We start from the raw sequence: 15,293 nt of genomic DNA on the forward strand, positions 1-15,293 counted from the left end.
TCGTCATCGGGGCGCCCCGCGATCAACGTGATCAAGCGCGAAGTTTTTCAGAGAGGATGAGCCCGTGCATGACACAGGCTCAACTCACCGTCTTCATACGTCGAATAGATCTTTGTGAAGAGTGACGAACTCTTGCACAGTCATTGGCGCTTGTCCGGTGACTTCTCGAATGATCTTGTCTTCGCCTTCGAACACACCATGCTGGTAATCCAACGCTACTTCGACCAGATGTTGAACGACGAATGGAGGTAAACCTGCTTCAAGCAGTTCGTGTTTGTATTCTTCAAGGCTGATTTGCTGATAGGCGATCTTGCGCCCCAGCACCTCGCCGATAGCGTCGGCGACACCTTGCTGATTCAACTCGGTAGGGCCATGCAGGGTGTAGGTTTGGCCTTCATGTTGGCTCGGATTTTCGAGAATGGCGGCAATCAGACGGGCTTGATCCTCAGCGGCGATTGGGGCGTGCCGGCCTTCACCAAACGGTAGGCGGATCTCACCTTTTTCCAGGATGTGCGAGCGGAAATGAGGGTAGATCAGCCACTGTGCAAAATAGGTTGGGCGTAAGTGAGTCATTGCCAGTCCTGACCAATCGAAGACCCGCTCCGCAGTCCAATGATCAAGCGCCGCATTGCTCTTGGCTTCGCGTCTCGCGGAAATCTGCGACATGTTGACGACGGCTTCGACGCCGGCTTCCTTCGCTGCTTGGGCGAAACGAGCGGTCGCATCAATCAAGCCTGGGGTAATTGGGTATACGAAGTACGCTGTGCGAATACCTTCAAGTGCGCTGCGCACGGCGTTCAAATCCAGCAGATCACCGAGCACCACTTCGGCGCCCATGGCACGAAGCTCTGCCGAACGTTCATCTTCTTTGTGCACCAGGGCCCTGACCGGAACACCTTTAGAGGTGAGGATTTCGACAGTTCTACGACCGGTGTACCCAGTAGCGCCTGTTACGAGAATAGTAGCTTGCGTCATGTTGGTAGCCTCAGGTTATGGTGCGAAAGGTTAAATATTACGCTCGTCATAAATATAGATGTTAAGTAACATCTAAGTCAAACACCATTGATCAGGATTTTTGGCATGCGCAAATCACGGCAGGAAACCAGCGAGACCCGGCAACGAATCGTTGATGCTGCCAGCGTCGAGTTTCGCAAGAACGGTATTGGCGGGACGGGACTTTCTGGTTTGATGTCTGCGGCGGGCCTGACGCACGGCGGCTTCTACCGCCACTTTCAATCCAAGGATCAGGTCGTGGCAGAGGCATGCGGCGCAGCAGTTGACGGACTGATGTCAGAGCTGGAGAAGGTCGCTGACGACGGAGGCTTTGATGCAATCGTAGGCCATTACCTTTCGCCTCTACACCGGGATGCCTTGGAGCAAAGCTGCCCCTATGCAGCGCTTGGGAGTGAACTGGTCCGGAGCAACGAGCAGGTAAAGCAGGTCGCGACCCAAGGTCTGGAAAGGATCATCGAGTTATTGGTCGCTCAGTCCAAATCTGAGAAAGGCGAGTCGGAACGCGCTCGTGCACTCGTCGCGATGTGCACGATGATGGGGGCGCTCACCTTGTCGAGAATGGCATCGCGCCCGGCGCTGTCAGCTGAAATTCTGGAGACAGCGGTAAGTCATCTGACTCACGCCGAGCTGTCAGATGCTTAGGAACCGGCTGAGTTGGCAACCGCCTTCAGATTCTCTCTAGTTGCCGCAATGATTTCATCAGCAAGCAGAGGGTTCGTGGTTTTGGTCGCCCGCGCGATGGCGACACTGCCGACCATACTGCACATGAAAAACAATGCTTCGCGGCGAGCAGTTTCATCCGCGAAATCCCGAGCCAGCACTTCCTGGAGGATTGCGACCATGTCCTCAAAACCGTGAGTAAAAGTGTTTTGGATGGCTTCATCCTGACTTTTGATTTCGCATGTATAAGCAGCCATCGGACAGCCCTCAGCGACGGCCTCGACGTGCTCGGGGGACACATAGGCGTCAATTAGCGTTTCCAAGTCGTTCGCAGCCGGCCCCATCATGGCGCGCCATGAGTCGCGACCGTTGGCCATTGCTTTCCGGCAAGCAGCTTCGACCAACAGGCTCTTAGATTTAAAATGTCCGTAAAAACCACCTTGGGTCAGTCCCGCCTCTTCGCTGATTTGCGCGACGCCAGTGGCGGCGAAGCCCTGTGTCTGGAACAGGCTGGAAGCCGCTGAAATGAGCGCTTCACGGTTGTAAGCATTTTGTTCTTTTGAAACCTTCACGCATCACTCCTGAACTACACTGATCCATTCATTGTGATCGCCTCCAATAGAATGGATACTTTTGCGGGCGATCACTATGATAGGTGTCCGGCATGGACATTTAAACCCTCACGCAGGTACTCCAACATGAAAGCGATCCAGATCAACGCTTACGGCGACCCCCTCGAAAGTCTGGAGTTGGTCGACATCGCTGAGCCACCCCCACCCGGACCGGGCGAGGTGTTGATCGGTGTCGAGTTCGCCCCAGTTAACCACAACGATTTACTGTTGTTTGGCGGTAAGTTTCCGGTGCATCCGCCATTACCGAGTGTTGTCGGCAACGAAGGCGTCGGTATCGTGTTGGTCGTTGGCGCGGGCGTGGACGATGTAAAGGTCGGGGATCGCGTGACGCCACCGCTCTATAGCTTTACCTGGCGCGAGCGGATGGTCATTCCCGCCGCAGATCTCTTCGCTTTGCCCGTGGATGCGGATATTCAGCAGCTCGCCATGTTGCGTATCAATCCGCCCACAGCGGCACTTTTGCTGAGTGAATTCGTTGACCTACAACCCGGCGATTGGGTGGTGCAGAATTGCGCGAACTCCGGGGTGGGCAGGGCGGTGATCGCCATCGCCAAGGGGCGCGGGTTACGGACGGTCAATTTTGTGCGGCGACAGGAGCAAGTCGCTGAGGTGGAAGCGGCTGGTGGAGACATTGTTTTGGTGGATGAAAATGATGCGACTGAGCGCGTTCAAGACATGGTCGGTGACGGTGCAGTGCGCTTGGCGCTCTGCGGCATCAGCGGAGTGGCGACTGCGCGATTGGTTAGCGCGTTATCGGCTGGAGGATCGTTGGTCAACTACGCACAAATGAGCGGCGACATGTCTGCACCGGGAGATCTCAGGCCGCTGATGAGAAAGAGCATCACGATGCACAACTTTTATCAGAACAAACCCGCCTTCAGGGTGAAAGTGCCTGAAATATTGCATGAAGCGGTCGAGTTGATCAGATCCGGAAGTCTACAAGTACCGGTTGCAAAGGTGTATCCGCTGGCAGCCTTCAAGGACGCCATCGTCCACACTCAAAAAGGCGGCAAGGTGTTGTTGGAGATCAACGGGGCGCACTGACCATTTGGTTAAGGAGGCGCCGATGTTCGGCGCCCCCACACAGTCAGATCAGAACGTGATACCGAACGCGGAAAACGCGCGGTCCATGCGGTCGTCCAGCAGCTCTTTGGTTTCTTTCCAGGCCGGAACTTCATCCAGCAGGCGTTGCTGCCAGGCCATGATGTTCGGGAATTCATCGTACGGTGTTTTGGTTCTGGCCATCTGCGAGAACGGTGCTGCGATATCGAAGTCCGCCAGCGTCACCTGGTCACCGACGATGAATTTTTTGCCTTCGAGGTGTTTGTCGAGCATCGCGGCGTTGCTGCGGATGTTGGTGAAGATGAACTCGACCATAGTCGGGTCTTCCGCCACGCCCATCACGCGTTTGCCGATGCGTTCGTTGAACAGGTAGGAGGAAAATACGCGCCAGTGTTCAGCGGACCAGAACATCCACTGCAAGGTTTCATACCGGGCGGTGCCTTTGGGCAACAGCGGCGAGTCGAATTTCTCCGCCAAGTAGATGTTGATGGCCGAAGCTTCGGAGATGACGATATCGCCATCGACCAATACCGGCACGCGACCGACCGGGCTGATCGCCAGAAATTCCGGCGCTTGGCTTTCGCCTTTCAACAAGTCGACCGGGATATGTTCGAACTGAATGCCCATGTGTTTTGCAGCGGTCCATACGCGGCGAAAACTGCCGGAACCACTGTCGCCGTAGATGCTGATGGTCATGACTGACTCCATAAAACTGAATGTTAAGGGCGTTGCGCAGAGCCAGACTAATAGAGCGGTTCAAAAGTGATAATTGGTTGGGCGACGATAAAATTTATCGCCGGCCGGAATATATGCAGGCCGGGTATGACAGCGGTAGAGGGGCGGTGTGGACAGATTTTCGGCGTTAGAAATCTTCGTGAGGGTCGTCGAAATCGGCAGCTTTTCGCGCACGGCGATTGAGCTGTCGATCAGTCAATCGACGGTCAGCAAGCAAATTACCGATTTGGAAAAACAGCTACAGGCCAAGCTATTTTCACGTACCACCCGCCGGTTGTTTTTGACTGATGCCGGTGAGCGGTTTTATGAGCAGGCGAAGCTTATTCTTGAGCAATACGCCATGGCGTTAGGCGATGCATTCAATACCCGCCAGACGCCTTCAGGCACCTTACGTATCGCTACACCAATTCTGCTCGGGCGAAAGCAATTGACCCCGTTGCTGCCGCGCTTTTTCCAGCGCTACCCCGACATCGTGTTGGAGCATTTCCTGAGCGATTCCGCGACAGATCTGATTCGCGATGGCGTAGATGTGTCTATCCGCGTTGGCGAAATGAAAGATAGCTCTCACCAGGCGCGAAAACTCGGTGCTCTCCAACCTGTCACCGTAGCCTCGCCCGCGTTCCTGAAGGACCATCCAGCGATTCTTCATCCTCGCGATTTGGCTCGCGTACCGTGCCTGATTTACCTGCGCAACCCCACGCCTTTCGAGTGGACGTTCAGCGGTGTCAACGGTGAGACAGTGTCGGTTGAAGTTGAAGGACCCTATCGGGTGAACGGGTTTGAAGCGCTTTGCGAAGCCGCGATCGCAGGACTTGGAGTTTTGAGAGCGCCATTGTCGGCCTGCGGCGAGGATCTGGAGGCCGGTAGATTGGTTAGGCTGCTGACAGATTACGACGCCGCTTTCGTTCCCATCTATGCGGTAATGCCTGCCTCATCCTGGATCCCGCAGAAGACTCGCGTGATGGTGGATTTCCTAGTGGAAGAGTTCCAGCGCAATCCGTGGCTTAGAGGACCTGACTAAAGCCTTGGGCCAGCAGGAAACGCTTGCATGGCGACCTGAACGATCTCCAGAAGTTGGTGGGAGGTCGCACCATCTCTGGCTTGTACAGCCAATCCTCGGGCGAGCACATTGAAGTAAGCGGCTAATGCTTGGGTATTGGTGTCGGCCGACACGTCACCTTCATCGATGCCGCGCTGAATCCTCGCCTCCATTGCATGGCGAGCCATCGCTCTGTGCTCGGTCATCATTTCGCGAACCGAATGCAACGCGGGAGGAACGTGAACGCATGCTACGGAAATCATGCAGCCGGAGGGTAGATCGTCTCGGGTGAACTCAGTAGCGGTCGCCTCCATCAATCGTTTGAAGGCGGTTCGCGTGTCAGTCGCATCATTCAAGATGCCGAGAAACCACTCACCTGACGCTGCCAGATAGGCATTAGTCGCCTCTGCGTAGAGCTGCTCTTTACTCCCAAAAGAGTTGTAAAAGCTCGACGCACTGATTCCCATCACCGCAATCAGGCTTTCGAAGGATGTGCCTTCGTAGCCCGACTCCCAAAACAATTTCATTGCTTGGTGCACGGCAATCGCCCGGTCGAAATTCGATGGCCGCCCGCGACCACGTTTTTTGGGTTCAGATAATTTTGGTTCAATCACTCCAATATTCCTTGACGAGGGGATTTCCAGCGCCATAGTATTGCATATAGGAGTGATCACTCCAAAAAAACATTTCCCCGATTTAACGCATCGCTTATGAGGTCGCTTTTATGAAAATTGGGATGTTGGGCTCGGGCACTGTGGCGCTGTCCATTGCTAAGCACGCGATTGATCAGGGCCATGAGGTCTTGCTGAGCAACCGCAGTGGTGCGACTAAATTGGCCGATGCACTGTCGCAGTTGGGGCCGAAGGCTTCCGTCGTCACCCTCGCCGAAGCCGCCGCAGCTCCGGTGGTGCTACTGGCTACGCCTTGGACGACGATCGAGACAGTTCTCAGTGGACTGCCAGCATGGAACAACCGAATCCTGATTGACGCCACTAACCCGTTTTTGGAGACAACGCCCAAATGGGTGTTTGACGACCTCGGGGAGCGTGGCGCGAGTGAAATTGTTGCTGAGTTGGCGCCGGGCGCACGGGTAGTCAAGGCGTTCAACAATCTTGAAATGGCTAACTTCAATGCTGGCCCCGTCCACAACCAAGGCCGAAGGGTGCTGTTCGTGTCCGGCGATGACAGCGAAGCCAAGGCGTTCGTGACCGAGTTCATTCAGAGAATTGGCTTTCGCACCGTCGATCTCGGGGGACTCAAGGAGGGTGGAAGAATGCAACAAGCCGGCGGCCCTCTCGCCGGGCATGACTTCTTACTCCCTCAATAATCATTCTTTCTAAACAAACTATCCTTCTGGAGTGCAAAACGATGATTGACGAAAACGGGCCACACTATTTTGTAGCCTTTCACACCCCAGGGCCGAAATGGGTACCGGGCGTGAAATACAACGAACAACCTGAGTTTATGACTCATGTGAATTACATGATCGAACTGCATCAGAAGGGGCTGATTGTGCTCAGCGGCCCGTTCATGGAAAAGGCGGGCGGGCTCAATGGAGTGTTGGCAAACGGCGGCATGTCGATTTTCAAGGCCGCTGATTTTGAAGACGCAAAAAAAATCGCCGGCGACGATCCAACGGTCAAGTCCGGCTTCCTAAACCTCGAAGTCAAAATGATGTGGGTCCCATTCCATACCTGACAGCACATCGCTTTTGAATCCCCCATTTTCCTTTTGGAGTAACAATCATGATTGACGAAAACGGCCCACATTATTTTGTCGCCTTCCAATCCCCTGGCCCGAACTGGGTCCAAGGCGTGAAATACAACGAGCAACCTGGGTTCATGGACCATGTTGGCTACATGATCGAAATGCAAGAGAAAGGCCTGACCGTGCTCAGCGGTCCGTTCATGGAAAAAGCTGGCGGGCTTAATGGCGTACTGGCAGACGGCGGCATGACGATCTTCAAGGCCGCTGACCTCGAAGAAGCCATCAAGATCGGCACCGACGATCCAACGGTTAAGTCAGGCCTACTGAATGTCGAAGTGAAGATGATGTGGGTGCCGTTCCATACCTGATCAGCCCAGGAAGACTCATATGATGTTCTTCGGGGTGTGGTTTTCATCCTTTGAGCGGCGCTTTACAGCCCGCTCTTTTTTTCAGGCGCGGCAGGCCAGCCACTGATGACCGACTGCAAGAACTGTTCAGATAATTGAGGGCTGTCCAGCGCTCTGGCAATCAGCATTGCACCAGCTATTGAGGAAAGTATGCGAAGCGATTCCCGGTACTTCTCGTCATGAGTTTCGCCCTCGACCAGCACCATCAGCGTTTCAATCAAGTCCTCAATACCTTTGGTGAATGCACTGCTGACTGCACCGCCAGTGCGAGCGACGTCTGCACCTAAAGCGGGGATGGGGCAGCCCTCCATCCAATTATCCAGATGCGCTTGCGTCAAGTAACCCTGTATGAGTTCCGAGATGGTTTTTGCGTTCTGCCACTCTTGGATGTTTGACTCGAATGTTCTGCTGACGGCTTCCGATGCTAGCTGTTCCTTTCCGCCAGGAAACTGTCCGTAAAATCCGCCATGGGTCAGACCCACTGATCGTGAGAGTTCACCGATGCCAATTCCATCTATACCTTTTTCGCGATATAGGCGGGATGCGGCAGTGAGGATCGCCTCTTTATTCGCCGCCGCTTGTTCTTTCGTGACTTTCATGAGGTGTTCCTCTAGTGCAGGCGAACCTGATTGAACCGATTTGCTTCGATGCTAGCATTGATTACGGTGATCATATAACGTCGTAGACGAACGTCCTTCGGACCTCCGCGATGCTAGGCGTGTCCCGAGTCTGCGACTCTAGTCAAAATCTATACGGGAATGTGTCCCATGAAACGTAATGAGCTGCGCAGTATCGATTTGAACCTGCTCGTTGTCTTCGAAACGCTCATCCAGGAACGTAACTTAACTCGTGCAGGCAAGAGGCTATCGCTCGGCCAGCCAGCGGTGAGCGCTGCGTTGATTCGACTTCGTAGGCTGTTCAACGACCCATTGTTTGAGCGCAATGGCCGCACAATGGTGCCAACGCCTAGAGCTTTAAGTGCAGCGCAAATGCTTGGCCCGGCGCTTGATTCTGTTTGCGTTGCTCTTGCGGATACCAAGGGTTGAACAGGGCCAGTTCTTCTTTCGGCTTTAAACATGACACCTATCATTAATAGTGATACCCAAATTCACTCCGTTCAATTCGTCGAGGCCTCGCGTGAGGCCGAGAATCCACAAATCCCTAAACCCGTCTGGCGGACACATCCCATGGAACAGTCACTAAAACCTCTGCGTTATCCTCTTGCTGCGTTGGCACTGACAGTTCTGGCAGCGTGTGACCGCACACCTGATGCAGCGTTGGCACCAGCAGCGCCACACGTCACCGTTGCCAAGGTACTCGAACAGCCCATCACCGAGTGGGATGAAGTCACCGCTCGACTGGAGGCGCCAGAAACCGTCGAGGTTCGTCCTCGGGTTTCGGGTCAGATCGACCGTGTGGCCTTCACCGATGGTGCACTGGTAAAAAGAGGTGATTTGCTGTTTCAGATTGATGCACGTCCGTTCGAACATGAAGTCCATCGCATCGAAGCGCAGCTGCAACAAGCCCGAGCAACTTTGGTTCGCACAGGCAACGAAGCTCAGCGCGGCCAGCGCTTGTTGAGCAGCAACGCGATTTCCGCAGAGTTGGCCGACACTCGCACCACCACTGCACAAGAAGCCCGGGCCGGTGTCGATGCCATTCAGGCGCAGCTGGATCTCGCACGCTTGAACCTCAGTTTCACCCGCGTTACCGCACCGATCACCGGTCGAGTCAGTCGGGCGGAAATCACCGCCGGCAACATCGTCACCGCTGACACCACGCCGCTTACCAGCGTTGTCTCCACCGATAAGGTCTACGCCTATTTCGATACTGACGAGCGCATGTTCCTTAAATACAGTCTGCTTTCCCGCCAAGGGCAGCGCGGTCAAGCCACTCCGGTGTACATGGGCCTGTCAAACGAGGAGGGCAACAGCCACATCGGGCAGATGAACTTCGTCGATAACCAAGTCAACCCGAAAACCGGCACCATTCGCGGCCGCGCGGTGTTCGATAACGCTGACGGTCAGTACACCCCCGGACTGTATGCCCGGTTGAAGTTAGTCGGCAGCGCTGCCTACCCCGGCTTGCTGATCAAAGACGAAGCAGTGGGGACTGACCTCGGCAAGAAATTTGTGCTGGTCGTCGATAAAGACAACAAAGCTATCTATCGCAGCGTCGATCTGGGGCCAAAGCTTGAGGGGCTGCGCATCGTTCGCAGTGGTTTGCAGAAAGAAGATCGCATTGTCATCAACGGCCTTCAACGCGTTCGTCCTGGCGCGGTGATTGATCCGCAGGATGCGCCAATGGCTAGCCCGGAAACGGTTGCCACACTGGCGAGCCAGCGTCAGGCAATTGAAGCCAGTAATCGTCCCGTCATCCAGTCGCCCGTCTCTGTCAAATCACCTGAACTGGTGAAGACGGAAACTGCGATTTCGCCTCGCGGTTAATGGAGATCTGACATGAAATTTTCCCAGTTCTTCATTACGCGGCCAATTTTCGCCGCCGTACTGTCTCTGCTGATTTTAATTGCTGGCACTATCTCGCTGTTCCAATTGCCCATCAGCGAATACCCCGAGGTGGTTCCTCCGACCGTGGTGGTCCACGCCAACTATCCGGGTGCCAACCCAAAAGTTATTGGGGAAACGGTGGCTGCTCCACTGGAGCAAGCCATTACTGGCGTAGAGAACATGCTGTACATGTCCTCGCAATCAACCGCTGACGGTCGCCTGACTCTGACAGTGACCTTCGCCCTCGGCACCGATCTCGACAACGCCCAAGTCCAAGTGCAAAACCGCGTGACCCGCACCGAGCCAAAGCTGCCGGAAGAAGTGACTCGCATCGGTATTACCGTCGACAAGGCTTCGCCTGAGCTGACGTTGCTGGTGCATCTGGTATCGCCGGATAAGCGCTACGACATGCTCTACCTGTCGAACTACGCGATCCTCAATGTAAAGGATGAATTGGCCCGTCTGAACGGTATCGGCGACGTGCAGTTGTTCGGCATGGGCGACTACTCACTGCGTATTTGGCTCGACCCGAACAAGACCGCTTCGCGCAATCTGACCGCAACTGATGTAGTCAACGCGGTACGTGAGCAAAACCGTCAGGTCGCTGCTGGGCAACTCGGTGCGCCACCAGCGCCGAATGCCACCAGTTTCCAAATGTCGATCAACTCCCAGGGACGCCTGGTCACTGAAGAAGAGTTTGAAAACGTGATCATTCGCAGCGGTGCCAACGGCGAAATAACGCGCCTGAAGGACATCGCCCGAGTCGAACTCGGCTCAAACCAGTACGCTTTGCGCGCCTTGCTGAACAACCAGGAAGCGGTAGCGATGCCGATCTTCCAGCGCCCCGGTTCCAACGCCATCGACATCTCTAACCAGGTGCGGGCGAAAATGGCCGAGCTGAAGAAAAACTTTCCGGAAGGCATGGATTTCGAGATCGTCTACGACCCGACTATCTTCGTTCGTAGCTCGATTGAGGCGGTGGTCCACACCCTGTTCGAAGCCCTGATTCTCGTGGTGCTGGTGGTGATCCTGTTCCTGCAAACCTGGCGCGCCTCGATCATTCCCCTGGTCGCGGTACCCGTGTCGCTGATCGGTACCTTTGCCGTGATGCACCTGCTCGGATTTTCGCTTAACGCCTTGTCGCTGTTCGGACTGGTATTGGCCATCGGTATCGTGGTCGACGATGCGATCGTGGTGGTGGAGAACGTCGAGCGAAATATCGAGGGCGGGCTGGAGCCGATCGAAGCGACCAAGAAAGCCATGGGCGAAGTGACGGGGCCAATCATCGCCACGGCATTGGTGCTCTGTGCGGTATTCGTACCTGCGGCGTTCATCTCTGGCCTTACCGGGCAGTTCTATAAGCAATTCGCGTTAACCATTGCCATCTCGACGGTGATTTCGGCATTCAACTCGCTGACCCTTTCGCCGGCACTGGCGGCGGTATTGCTCAAGGCCCACGGCGCGCCGAAGGATCACTTCTCGAAAGTGCTCGATCGTTTGCTAGGTGGCTGGTTGTTCAAACCTTTCAACCGCTTCTTCGAAAAGGCCAGCCACGGTTATGTGGTGGCAGTAGCCAAGATCATTCGGGGCAGTAGCGTTGCGTTGCTGATTTATGCTGGCCTGATCGCGATGACCTACATGGGCTTCAGCACCACCCCAACCGGGTTCGTGCCGACGCAAGACAAGAAGTACCTGGTGACCTTCGCCCAATTGCCAGACGCCGCCAGCCTGGATCGCACTGAGAATGTAATCCGTCGCATGAGCACCATCGCCATGAACGAACCGGGCTTCGACAGCGCCGTGGCGTTTCCGGGCCTGTCGATCAACGGCTTCACTAACAGCCCGAACGCCGGTATCGCGTTCATCGGGTTGAGCAACTTCGAAGAACGCGCCGACCCGAGCCTTTCGGCGATGGGGATTTCCGCATCGCTGAACGCCAAGTTCGGCGGCATCCAGGACGCCTACATCGCGGTGTTCCCGCCACCACCGGTACAAGGCCTGGGTACCATCGGTGGTTTCCGTTTGCAGATCGAGGACCGGGGCAACTTGGGCTACGACGAGCTGTACAAGGAAACCATGAACATCATCACCAAAAGCCGTTCGGTGCCGGAATTGGCCAACCTGTTCACCAGCTACACGGTCAACGTGCCGCAGGTCGAAGCAAACATCGATCGCGAGAAAGCCAAGACTCACGGCGTGGCAATCAGCGATATTTTCGACACCTTGCAGGTCTATCTCGGCTCGCTGTACGCCAACGACTTCAACCGGTTTGGCCGCACCTATCAGGTCAACGTCCAGGCTGAACAGCAGTTCCGCCAGGAGCCTGAACAGATCGGCCAGTTGAAGGTGCGCAACGACCGTGGCGAGATGATCCCGCTGGCGACCTTCGTCAAGGTCACGCCCACCTCCGGCCCGGATCGGGTGATGCACTACAACGGCTTTATCACAGCGGAAATTAACGGCGGCGCGGCACCGGGATACAGCTCCGGCCAGGCTCAGGCTGCGATAGAAAAACTGCTCAAGGAGGAACTGCCCAACGGCATGACCTACGAGTGGACCGACCTGACCTTTCAGCAGATTTTGTCCGGCGATACCGCGTTGCTGGTGTTCCCGCTCTGCGTACTGTTGGCGTTCCTGGTACTGGCGGCACTGTACGAAAGCTGGAGCCTGCCGTTAGCGGTGATCCTGATCGTGCCGATGACCCTGCTGTCGGCGATTGCCGGGGTAATCATTTCCAAAGGCGACAACAATATCTTCACCCAGATTGGCCTGATCGTACTGGTGGGCCTGGCGTGCAAAAACGCGATCCTGATCGTCGAGTTCGCCAAGGACAAACAGGATCAAGGGCTGTCGCCGCTGGACGCGGTGCTTGAAGCCTGCCGTATGCGTCTGCGCCCGATCCTGATGACTTCGTTTGCGTTCATCATGGGTGTGATTCCGCTCGTGACATCGACCGGTGCCGGATCGGAAATGCGCCGTGCCATGGGCGTTGCGGTGTTCTCCGGGATGCTCGGCGTGACCTTCTTCGGCTTGCTACTGACACCCGTGTTCTTCGTGTTGATCCGTCGCTACATCGAACGCAAAAACGCCCGCAAGGTTGGCAAGGCTGAGCAAACCCACGCTTCGAATCCGGAGGCACACTGATGAACACTCTTAAGCTTTTTTTACCCAGCCTCCTGGTTCTAGCCCTCGCTGCCTGCACGGTAGGCCCGGACTACAAGGCACCCGATACCGCTCCCGCGACGATCGCGGCAGCGCACACCAGCCAATACGATCAGTCGCGATTTGAAACGGTATGGTGGCAACAGTTCGATGACCCCACGCTCAATCAGTTAGTGAGCAAATCCCTGCAAGGTAACCGCGATCTTCGTGTTGCGTTCGCTCGCTGGAAGGCGGCACGGGCGATACGCGATGACGTCAGCAATGACAATTTGCCGGTGGTCACAAGCCGTATTAGTAGCGAGCAAGGGCGGGCTCAAGTGCCGGGCCAAACGGAACGCCGAGTCAATCAGGAACGTTACGATCTTGGTTTGGACATGGCTTGGGAAGTCGATCTGTTTGGGCGTATCCAGCGTCAACTGGAGTCCAGTAATGCGCAGGAGGGCGCAGCAGCGGCCGATCTATACCAACTGCGCGTGACGATGATCGCTGAATTAGTGGACGCCTACGGACAATTGCGCGGCGCCCAACTGCGAGAAAAAATCGCCTTGGCGAATCTGAAGAATCAACAGGACTCGCGCACTGTGACAGTTAGTCTGCGCGATGCCGGAGTCGGAAATGAACTCGATGTAGTACGGGCTGATGCGCGTCTGGCTGCTGTCGAGGCAACTGTTCCGCAGCTACAAGCGGAGCAGGTGCGGCAGCAAAACCGCATCGCCACGCTGTTGGGTGAGCGCCCGGATAAACTGAGCGTATCGTTGGCCCCTGCGGACTTGCCGGCCATCGCGAAAGCGCTGCCAGTCGGTGATCCAGCCGAGTTGCTGCGCCGGCGTCCGGACGTGCTCGCTGCCGAACGCAGACTGGCATCCGCCACTGCGGATATCGGCGTGGCCACCGCAGACCTGTTTCCGAGGGTGAGCTTGAGCGGCTTTCTGGGTTTCACAGCCGGCCGAGGTTCGCAGATTGGCTCCAGTGCTGCCAGAGCCTGGGGGCTCGGACCAAGCATTACCTGGGCGGCATTTGACTTGGGCAGCGTTCGCGCACGCATTCGTGGCGCCGACGCCGACGCCGAAGGCGCCTTGGCCACCTACGAGCAACAAGTGTTGCTGGCTCTGGAAGAGTCGGAGAACGCATTCAGTGATTACGGAAAACGCCAACAACGGCTGCTATCGCTGATCCGGCAGAGTGAGTCGAGCCGTGCAGCAGCTGATCTGGCAGCCATCCAATACAAAGAAGGGACCGTGGATTATCTAGTGTTGTTGGACGCACAGCGTGAGCGCCTCAACGCCGAGGATGCTCAGGCGCTCGGCGAAACCGATCAATACCGTGCGATCGTTGCGATCTACAAATCACTGGGAGGTGGTTGGGATAGCGATAAAGGTTGACCAGGCCGCTAAGTCTCAGCGATTTGCATCGCTGAGACGGTTTGTTAATCAGAGCCCTTGTTCAACTGCTTGCTCAAGCGACGGACCACTGGGTTGCCAATCCAAAAGCTTGCGCGCGTTGATGGCGCGTACACGTGCGTTTGTCGCCAGCGCAATCCGAGCGAAACCACCCAGTTCAGACATCGCATCATTAATGTCCCAACTTAGGGTTCTGCCTTCGAAACCAAGGGACTTGCTCACTGCGCGCGCGATTGATTCGAAGGTACTTTCACCATTCTCTGCAAAGAAAAATGCTCCGGATGGCGCGCGTTCCAAGGCTGAAAGGTAAAGATCCACAAGGTCGTTGATGTTGACGTTGGACCAGATAGTTTTGCCGCTGCCGATGTAAACCCCGGCACCCAGTTCTTTGGATTTCGCGACGATTTTGGGTAATTGGTCACTCACGACTTTCATGCCTAGGCCGTTGCCGTAAACCGTCGACGGGCTGATTACAAATGCGCGCAAACCTTGGTTGACGCCCGCAGTCCTGACCATGCGATCGATTTCAATGCGGGGAACGCGGTGCAGCATGGGTGTGAAAGGCTGATCATCTGCGTAAATGGCCTGACTGGGTTCACCTCCCATCGCGTCGTCACAGACGATGCTGGCTCCGCTGGTATGGATGAGGGTTTTCCCGGTACCGGCCAACGCAGTGATCAATGCTCGAATGGAGAAGTAATGATCTGAGTTCGCGGCATTGATAGTGGCGTCGGCGGAGCGCGCGACCTCTTGAAGCAAATCGGCGTCATCAAGCGTTCCGATCTGCGCAGCAATGCCCCGCGCTTCCAACCATTCAGCTTGTACAGACGTCCTTACCAAACCGATAACCTCATGTCCATTTTCGACCAAGCGGTGGCTGATGGAACCGCCTAAGTACCCCGATGCTCCAGTGACAAATACTTTCATCTTCAATCCTCTGTGGTGACGTTTTAGCTCACCACGCTTGT

16 protein-coding genes are annotated in these 15,293 nt (G+C 55.7%); 10 read left to right on the top strand and 6 right to left on the bottom strand.

Annotated features, from left to right (window positions below):
* Nucleotides 1–93: 93 nt before the first annotated feature.
* Complete coding sequence (locus BLU01_RS25560) at nucleotides 94–975, bottom strand: NmrA family NAD(P)-binding protein (RefSeq protein ID WP_092280705.1); 882 nt, start codon at nucleotides 973–975, stop codon at nucleotides 94–96.
* A gap of 105 nt (nucleotides 976–1,080) precedes the next feature.
* Between BLU01_RS25560 and BLU01_RS25565 the strand changes: the two genes are divergently transcribed.
* A complete protein-coding gene (locus BLU01_RS25565; RefSeq protein ID WP_092280707.1) occupies nucleotides 1,081–1,656 on the top strand; it encodes a TetR/AcrR family transcriptional regulator in 576 nt (191 codons plus the stop codon).
* On the opposite strand, the gene BLU01_RS25570 is transcribed toward BLU01_RS25565, so the two are convergent.
* Complete coding sequence (locus BLU01_RS25570) at nucleotides 1,653–2,246, bottom strand: TetR/AcrR family transcriptional regulator (protein WP_092280709.1); 594 nt, start codon at nucleotides 2,244–2,246, stop codon at nucleotides 1,653–1,655. The two genes, BLU01_RS25565 and BLU01_RS25570, sit on opposite strands and share 4 nt — an antisense overlap.
* Nucleotides 2,247–2,372: 126 nt before the next feature.
* On the opposite strand from BLU01_RS25570, the gene BLU01_RS25575 reads away from it, so the two are divergent.
* Nucleotides 2,373–3,350: a zinc-dependent alcohol dehydrogenase family protein gene (locus BLU01_RS25575; protein WP_092280711.1), complete on the top strand. Its 978-nt coding sequence runs from the start codon at nucleotides 2,373–2,375 to the stop codon at nucleotides 3,348–3,350.
* Nucleotides 3,351–3,398: 48 nt separating this feature from the next.
* Here the strand turns inward: BLU01_RS25575 and BLU01_RS25580 are convergent, their stop codons facing one another.
* Complete coding sequence (locus BLU01_RS25580; RefSeq protein ID WP_092280713.1) at nucleotides 3,399–4,064, bottom strand: glutathione S-transferase family protein; 666 nt, start codon at nucleotides 4,062–4,064, stop codon at nucleotides 3,399–3,401.
* A gap of 148 nt (nucleotides 4,065–4,212) precedes the next feature.
* Here BLU01_RS25580 and BLU01_RS25585 point away from each other — a divergent pair, with 148 nt between their 5' ends.
* The gene (locus tag BLU01_RS25585; RefSeq protein WP_092280715.1) at nucleotides 4,213–5,124 is read left to right on the top strand and encodes a LysR family transcriptional regulator; all 912 of its coding nucleotides are present in this window, start codon (nucleotides 4,213–4,215) and stop codon (nucleotides 5,122–5,124) included.
* Here BLU01_RS25585 and BLU01_RS25590 read toward each other — a convergent pair.
* Nucleotides 5,121–5,756, bottom strand: a complete 636-nt coding sequence (locus BLU01_RS25590) for a TetR/AcrR family transcriptional regulator (protein ID WP_197675572.1) — start codon at nucleotides 5,754–5,756, stop codon at nucleotides 5,121–5,123. The genes BLU01_RS25585 and BLU01_RS25590 overlap by 4 nt on opposite strands.
* A 110-nt stretch (nucleotides 5,757–5,866) precedes the next feature.
* On the opposite strand from BLU01_RS25590, the gene BLU01_RS25595 reads away from it, so the two are divergent.
* From BLU01_RS25595 to BLU01_RS25605, 3 genes are read left to right on the top strand one after another with little or no spacing between them, the layout of a single operon-like run.
* Nucleotides 5,867–6,469 carry an NADPH-dependent F420 reductase gene (locus BLU01_RS25595; protein ID WP_092280717.1) on the top strand — a complete coding sequence of 201 codons (603 nt, stop codon included), beginning with the start codon at nucleotides 5,867–5,869 and terminating at the stop codon, nucleotides 6,467–6,469.
* A gap of 41 nt (nucleotides 6,470–6,510) precedes the next feature.
* Nucleotides 6,511–6,840, top strand: coding sequence for a YciI family protein (locus BLU01_RS25600; RefSeq protein WP_092280719.1), 330 nt, complete (start codon nucleotides 6,511–6,513; stop codon nucleotides 6,838–6,840).
* A gap of 47 nt (nucleotides 6,841–6,887) precedes the next feature.
* Nucleotides 6,888–7,217, top strand: a complete 330-nt coding sequence (locus BLU01_RS25605; protein WP_092280721.1) for a YciI family protein — start codon at nucleotides 6,888–6,890, stop codon at nucleotides 7,215–7,217.
* A 62-nt stretch (nucleotides 7,218–7,279) separates the two neighbouring features.
* Here the strand turns inward: BLU01_RS25605 and BLU01_RS25610 are convergent, their stop codons facing one another.
* Nucleotides 7,280–7,855, bottom strand: coding sequence for a TetR/AcrR family transcriptional regulator (locus tag BLU01_RS25610; protein ID WP_092280723.1), 576 nt, complete (start codon nucleotides 7,853–7,855; stop codon nucleotides 7,280–7,282).
* 168 nt (nucleotides 7,856–8,023) lie between these two features.
* Between BLU01_RS25610 and BLU01_RS25615 the strand changes: the two genes are divergently transcribed.
* From BLU01_RS25615 to BLU01_RS25630, 4 genes are all read left to right on the top strand, one after another.
* Entirely contained in the window at nucleotides 8,024–8,302 is a 279-nt protein-coding gene (locus tag BLU01_RS25615; protein WP_092280725.1) for a LysR family transcriptional regulator, read from the top strand.
* A gap of 141 nt (nucleotides 8,303–8,443) precedes the next feature.
* Complete coding sequence (mexE, locus tag BLU01_RS25620) at nucleotides 8,444–9,703, top strand: multidrug efflux RND transporter periplasmic adaptor subunit MexE (RefSeq protein WP_092280727.1); 1,260 nt, start codon at nucleotides 8,444–8,446, stop codon at nucleotides 9,701–9,703.
* Nucleotides 9,704–9,715: 12 nt separating this feature from the next.
* On the top strand, nucleotides 9,716–12,907 hold the full coding sequence (locus tag BLU01_RS25625) for an efflux RND transporter permease subunit (protein WP_092280729.1): 3,192 nt from the start codon (nucleotides 9,716–9,718) through the stop codon (nucleotides 12,905–12,907).
* Nucleotides 12,907–14,307, top strand: a complete 1,401-nt coding sequence (locus BLU01_RS25630) for an efflux transporter outer membrane subunit (RefSeq protein ID WP_092280731.1) — start codon at nucleotides 12,907–12,909, stop codon at nucleotides 14,305–14,307. The genes BLU01_RS25625 and BLU01_RS25630 overlap by 1 nt, the downstream gene beginning before the upstream one ends.
* 48 nt (nucleotides 14,308–14,355) lie before the next feature.
* Here the strand turns inward: BLU01_RS25630 and BLU01_RS25635 are convergent, their stop codons facing one another.
* A complete protein-coding gene (locus BLU01_RS25635) occupies nucleotides 14,356–15,252 on the bottom strand; it encodes an NAD-dependent epimerase/dehydratase family protein (protein ID WP_092280733.1) in 897 nt (298 codons plus the stop codon).
* Between the last annotated feature and the right edge of the window lie 41 nt (nucleotides 15,253–15,293).

Origin of the sequence: Pseudomonas prosekii (genome assembly GCF_900105155.1) — a bacterium.
Classification (GTDB): domain Bacteria; phylum Pseudomonadota; class Gammaproteobacteria; order Pseudomonadales; family Pseudomonadaceae; genus Aquipseudomonas; species Aquipseudomonas prosekii.

What these genes read in the sequence shown, in the direction of transcription:
- BLU01_RS25565 (WP_092280707.1), top strand. Translation starts at nt 1,081, where the DNA reads ATGCGCAAATCACGGCAGGAAACCAGCGAGACCCGGCAACGAATCGTT.
- BLU01_RS25595 (WP_092280717.1), top strand. Translation starts at nt 5,867, where the DNA reads ATGAAAATTGGGATGTTGGGCTCGGGCACTGTGGCGCTGTCCATTGCT.
- BLU01_RS25600 (WP_092280719.1), top strand. Translation starts at nt 6,511, where the DNA reads ATGATTGACGAAAACGGGCCACACTATTTTGTAGCCTTTCACACCCCA.
- BLU01_RS25625 (WP_092280729.1), top strand. Translation starts at nt 9,716, where the DNA reads ATGAAATTTTCCCAGTTCTTCATTACGCGGCCAATTTTCGCCGCCGTA.
- BLU01_RS25630 (WP_092280731.1), top strand. Translation starts at nt 12,907, where the DNA reads ATGAACACTCTTAAGCTTTTTTTACCCAGCCTCCTGGTTCTAGCCCTC.
- BLU01_RS25615 (WP_092280725.1), top strand. Translation starts at nt 8,024, where the DNA reads ATGAAACGTAATGAGCTGCGCAGTATCGATTTGAACCTGCTCGTTGTC.
- BLU01_RS25575 (WP_092280711.1), top strand. Translation starts at nt 2,373, where the DNA reads ATGAAAGCGATCCAGATCAACGCTTACGGCGACCCCCTCGAAAGTCTG.
- BLU01_RS25560 (WP_092280705.1), bottom strand. Translation starts at nt 975, where the DNA reads ATGACGCAAGCTACTATTCTCGTAACAGGCGCTACTGGGTACACCGGT.
- BLU01_RS25580 (WP_092280713.1), bottom strand. Translation starts at nt 4,064, where the DNA reads ATGACCATCAGCATCTACGGCGACAGTGGTTCCGGCAGTTTTCGCCGC.
- BLU01_RS25610 (WP_092280723.1), bottom strand. Translation starts at nt 7,855, where the DNA reads ATGAAAGTCACGAAAGAACAAGCGGCGGCGAATAAAGAGGCGATCCTC.
- BLU01_RS25635 (WP_092280733.1), bottom strand. Translation starts at nt 15,252, where the DNA reads ATGAAAGTATTTGTCACTGGAGCATCGGGGTACTTAGGCGGTTCCATC.
- BLU01_RS25605 (WP_092280721.1), top strand. Translation starts at nt 6,888, where the DNA reads ATGATTGACGAAAACGGCCCACATTATTTTGTCGCCTTCCAATCCCCT.
- mexE (WP_092280727.1), top strand. Translation starts at nt 8,444, where the DNA reads ATGGAACAGTCACTAAAACCTCTGCGTTATCCTCTTGCTGCGTTGGCA.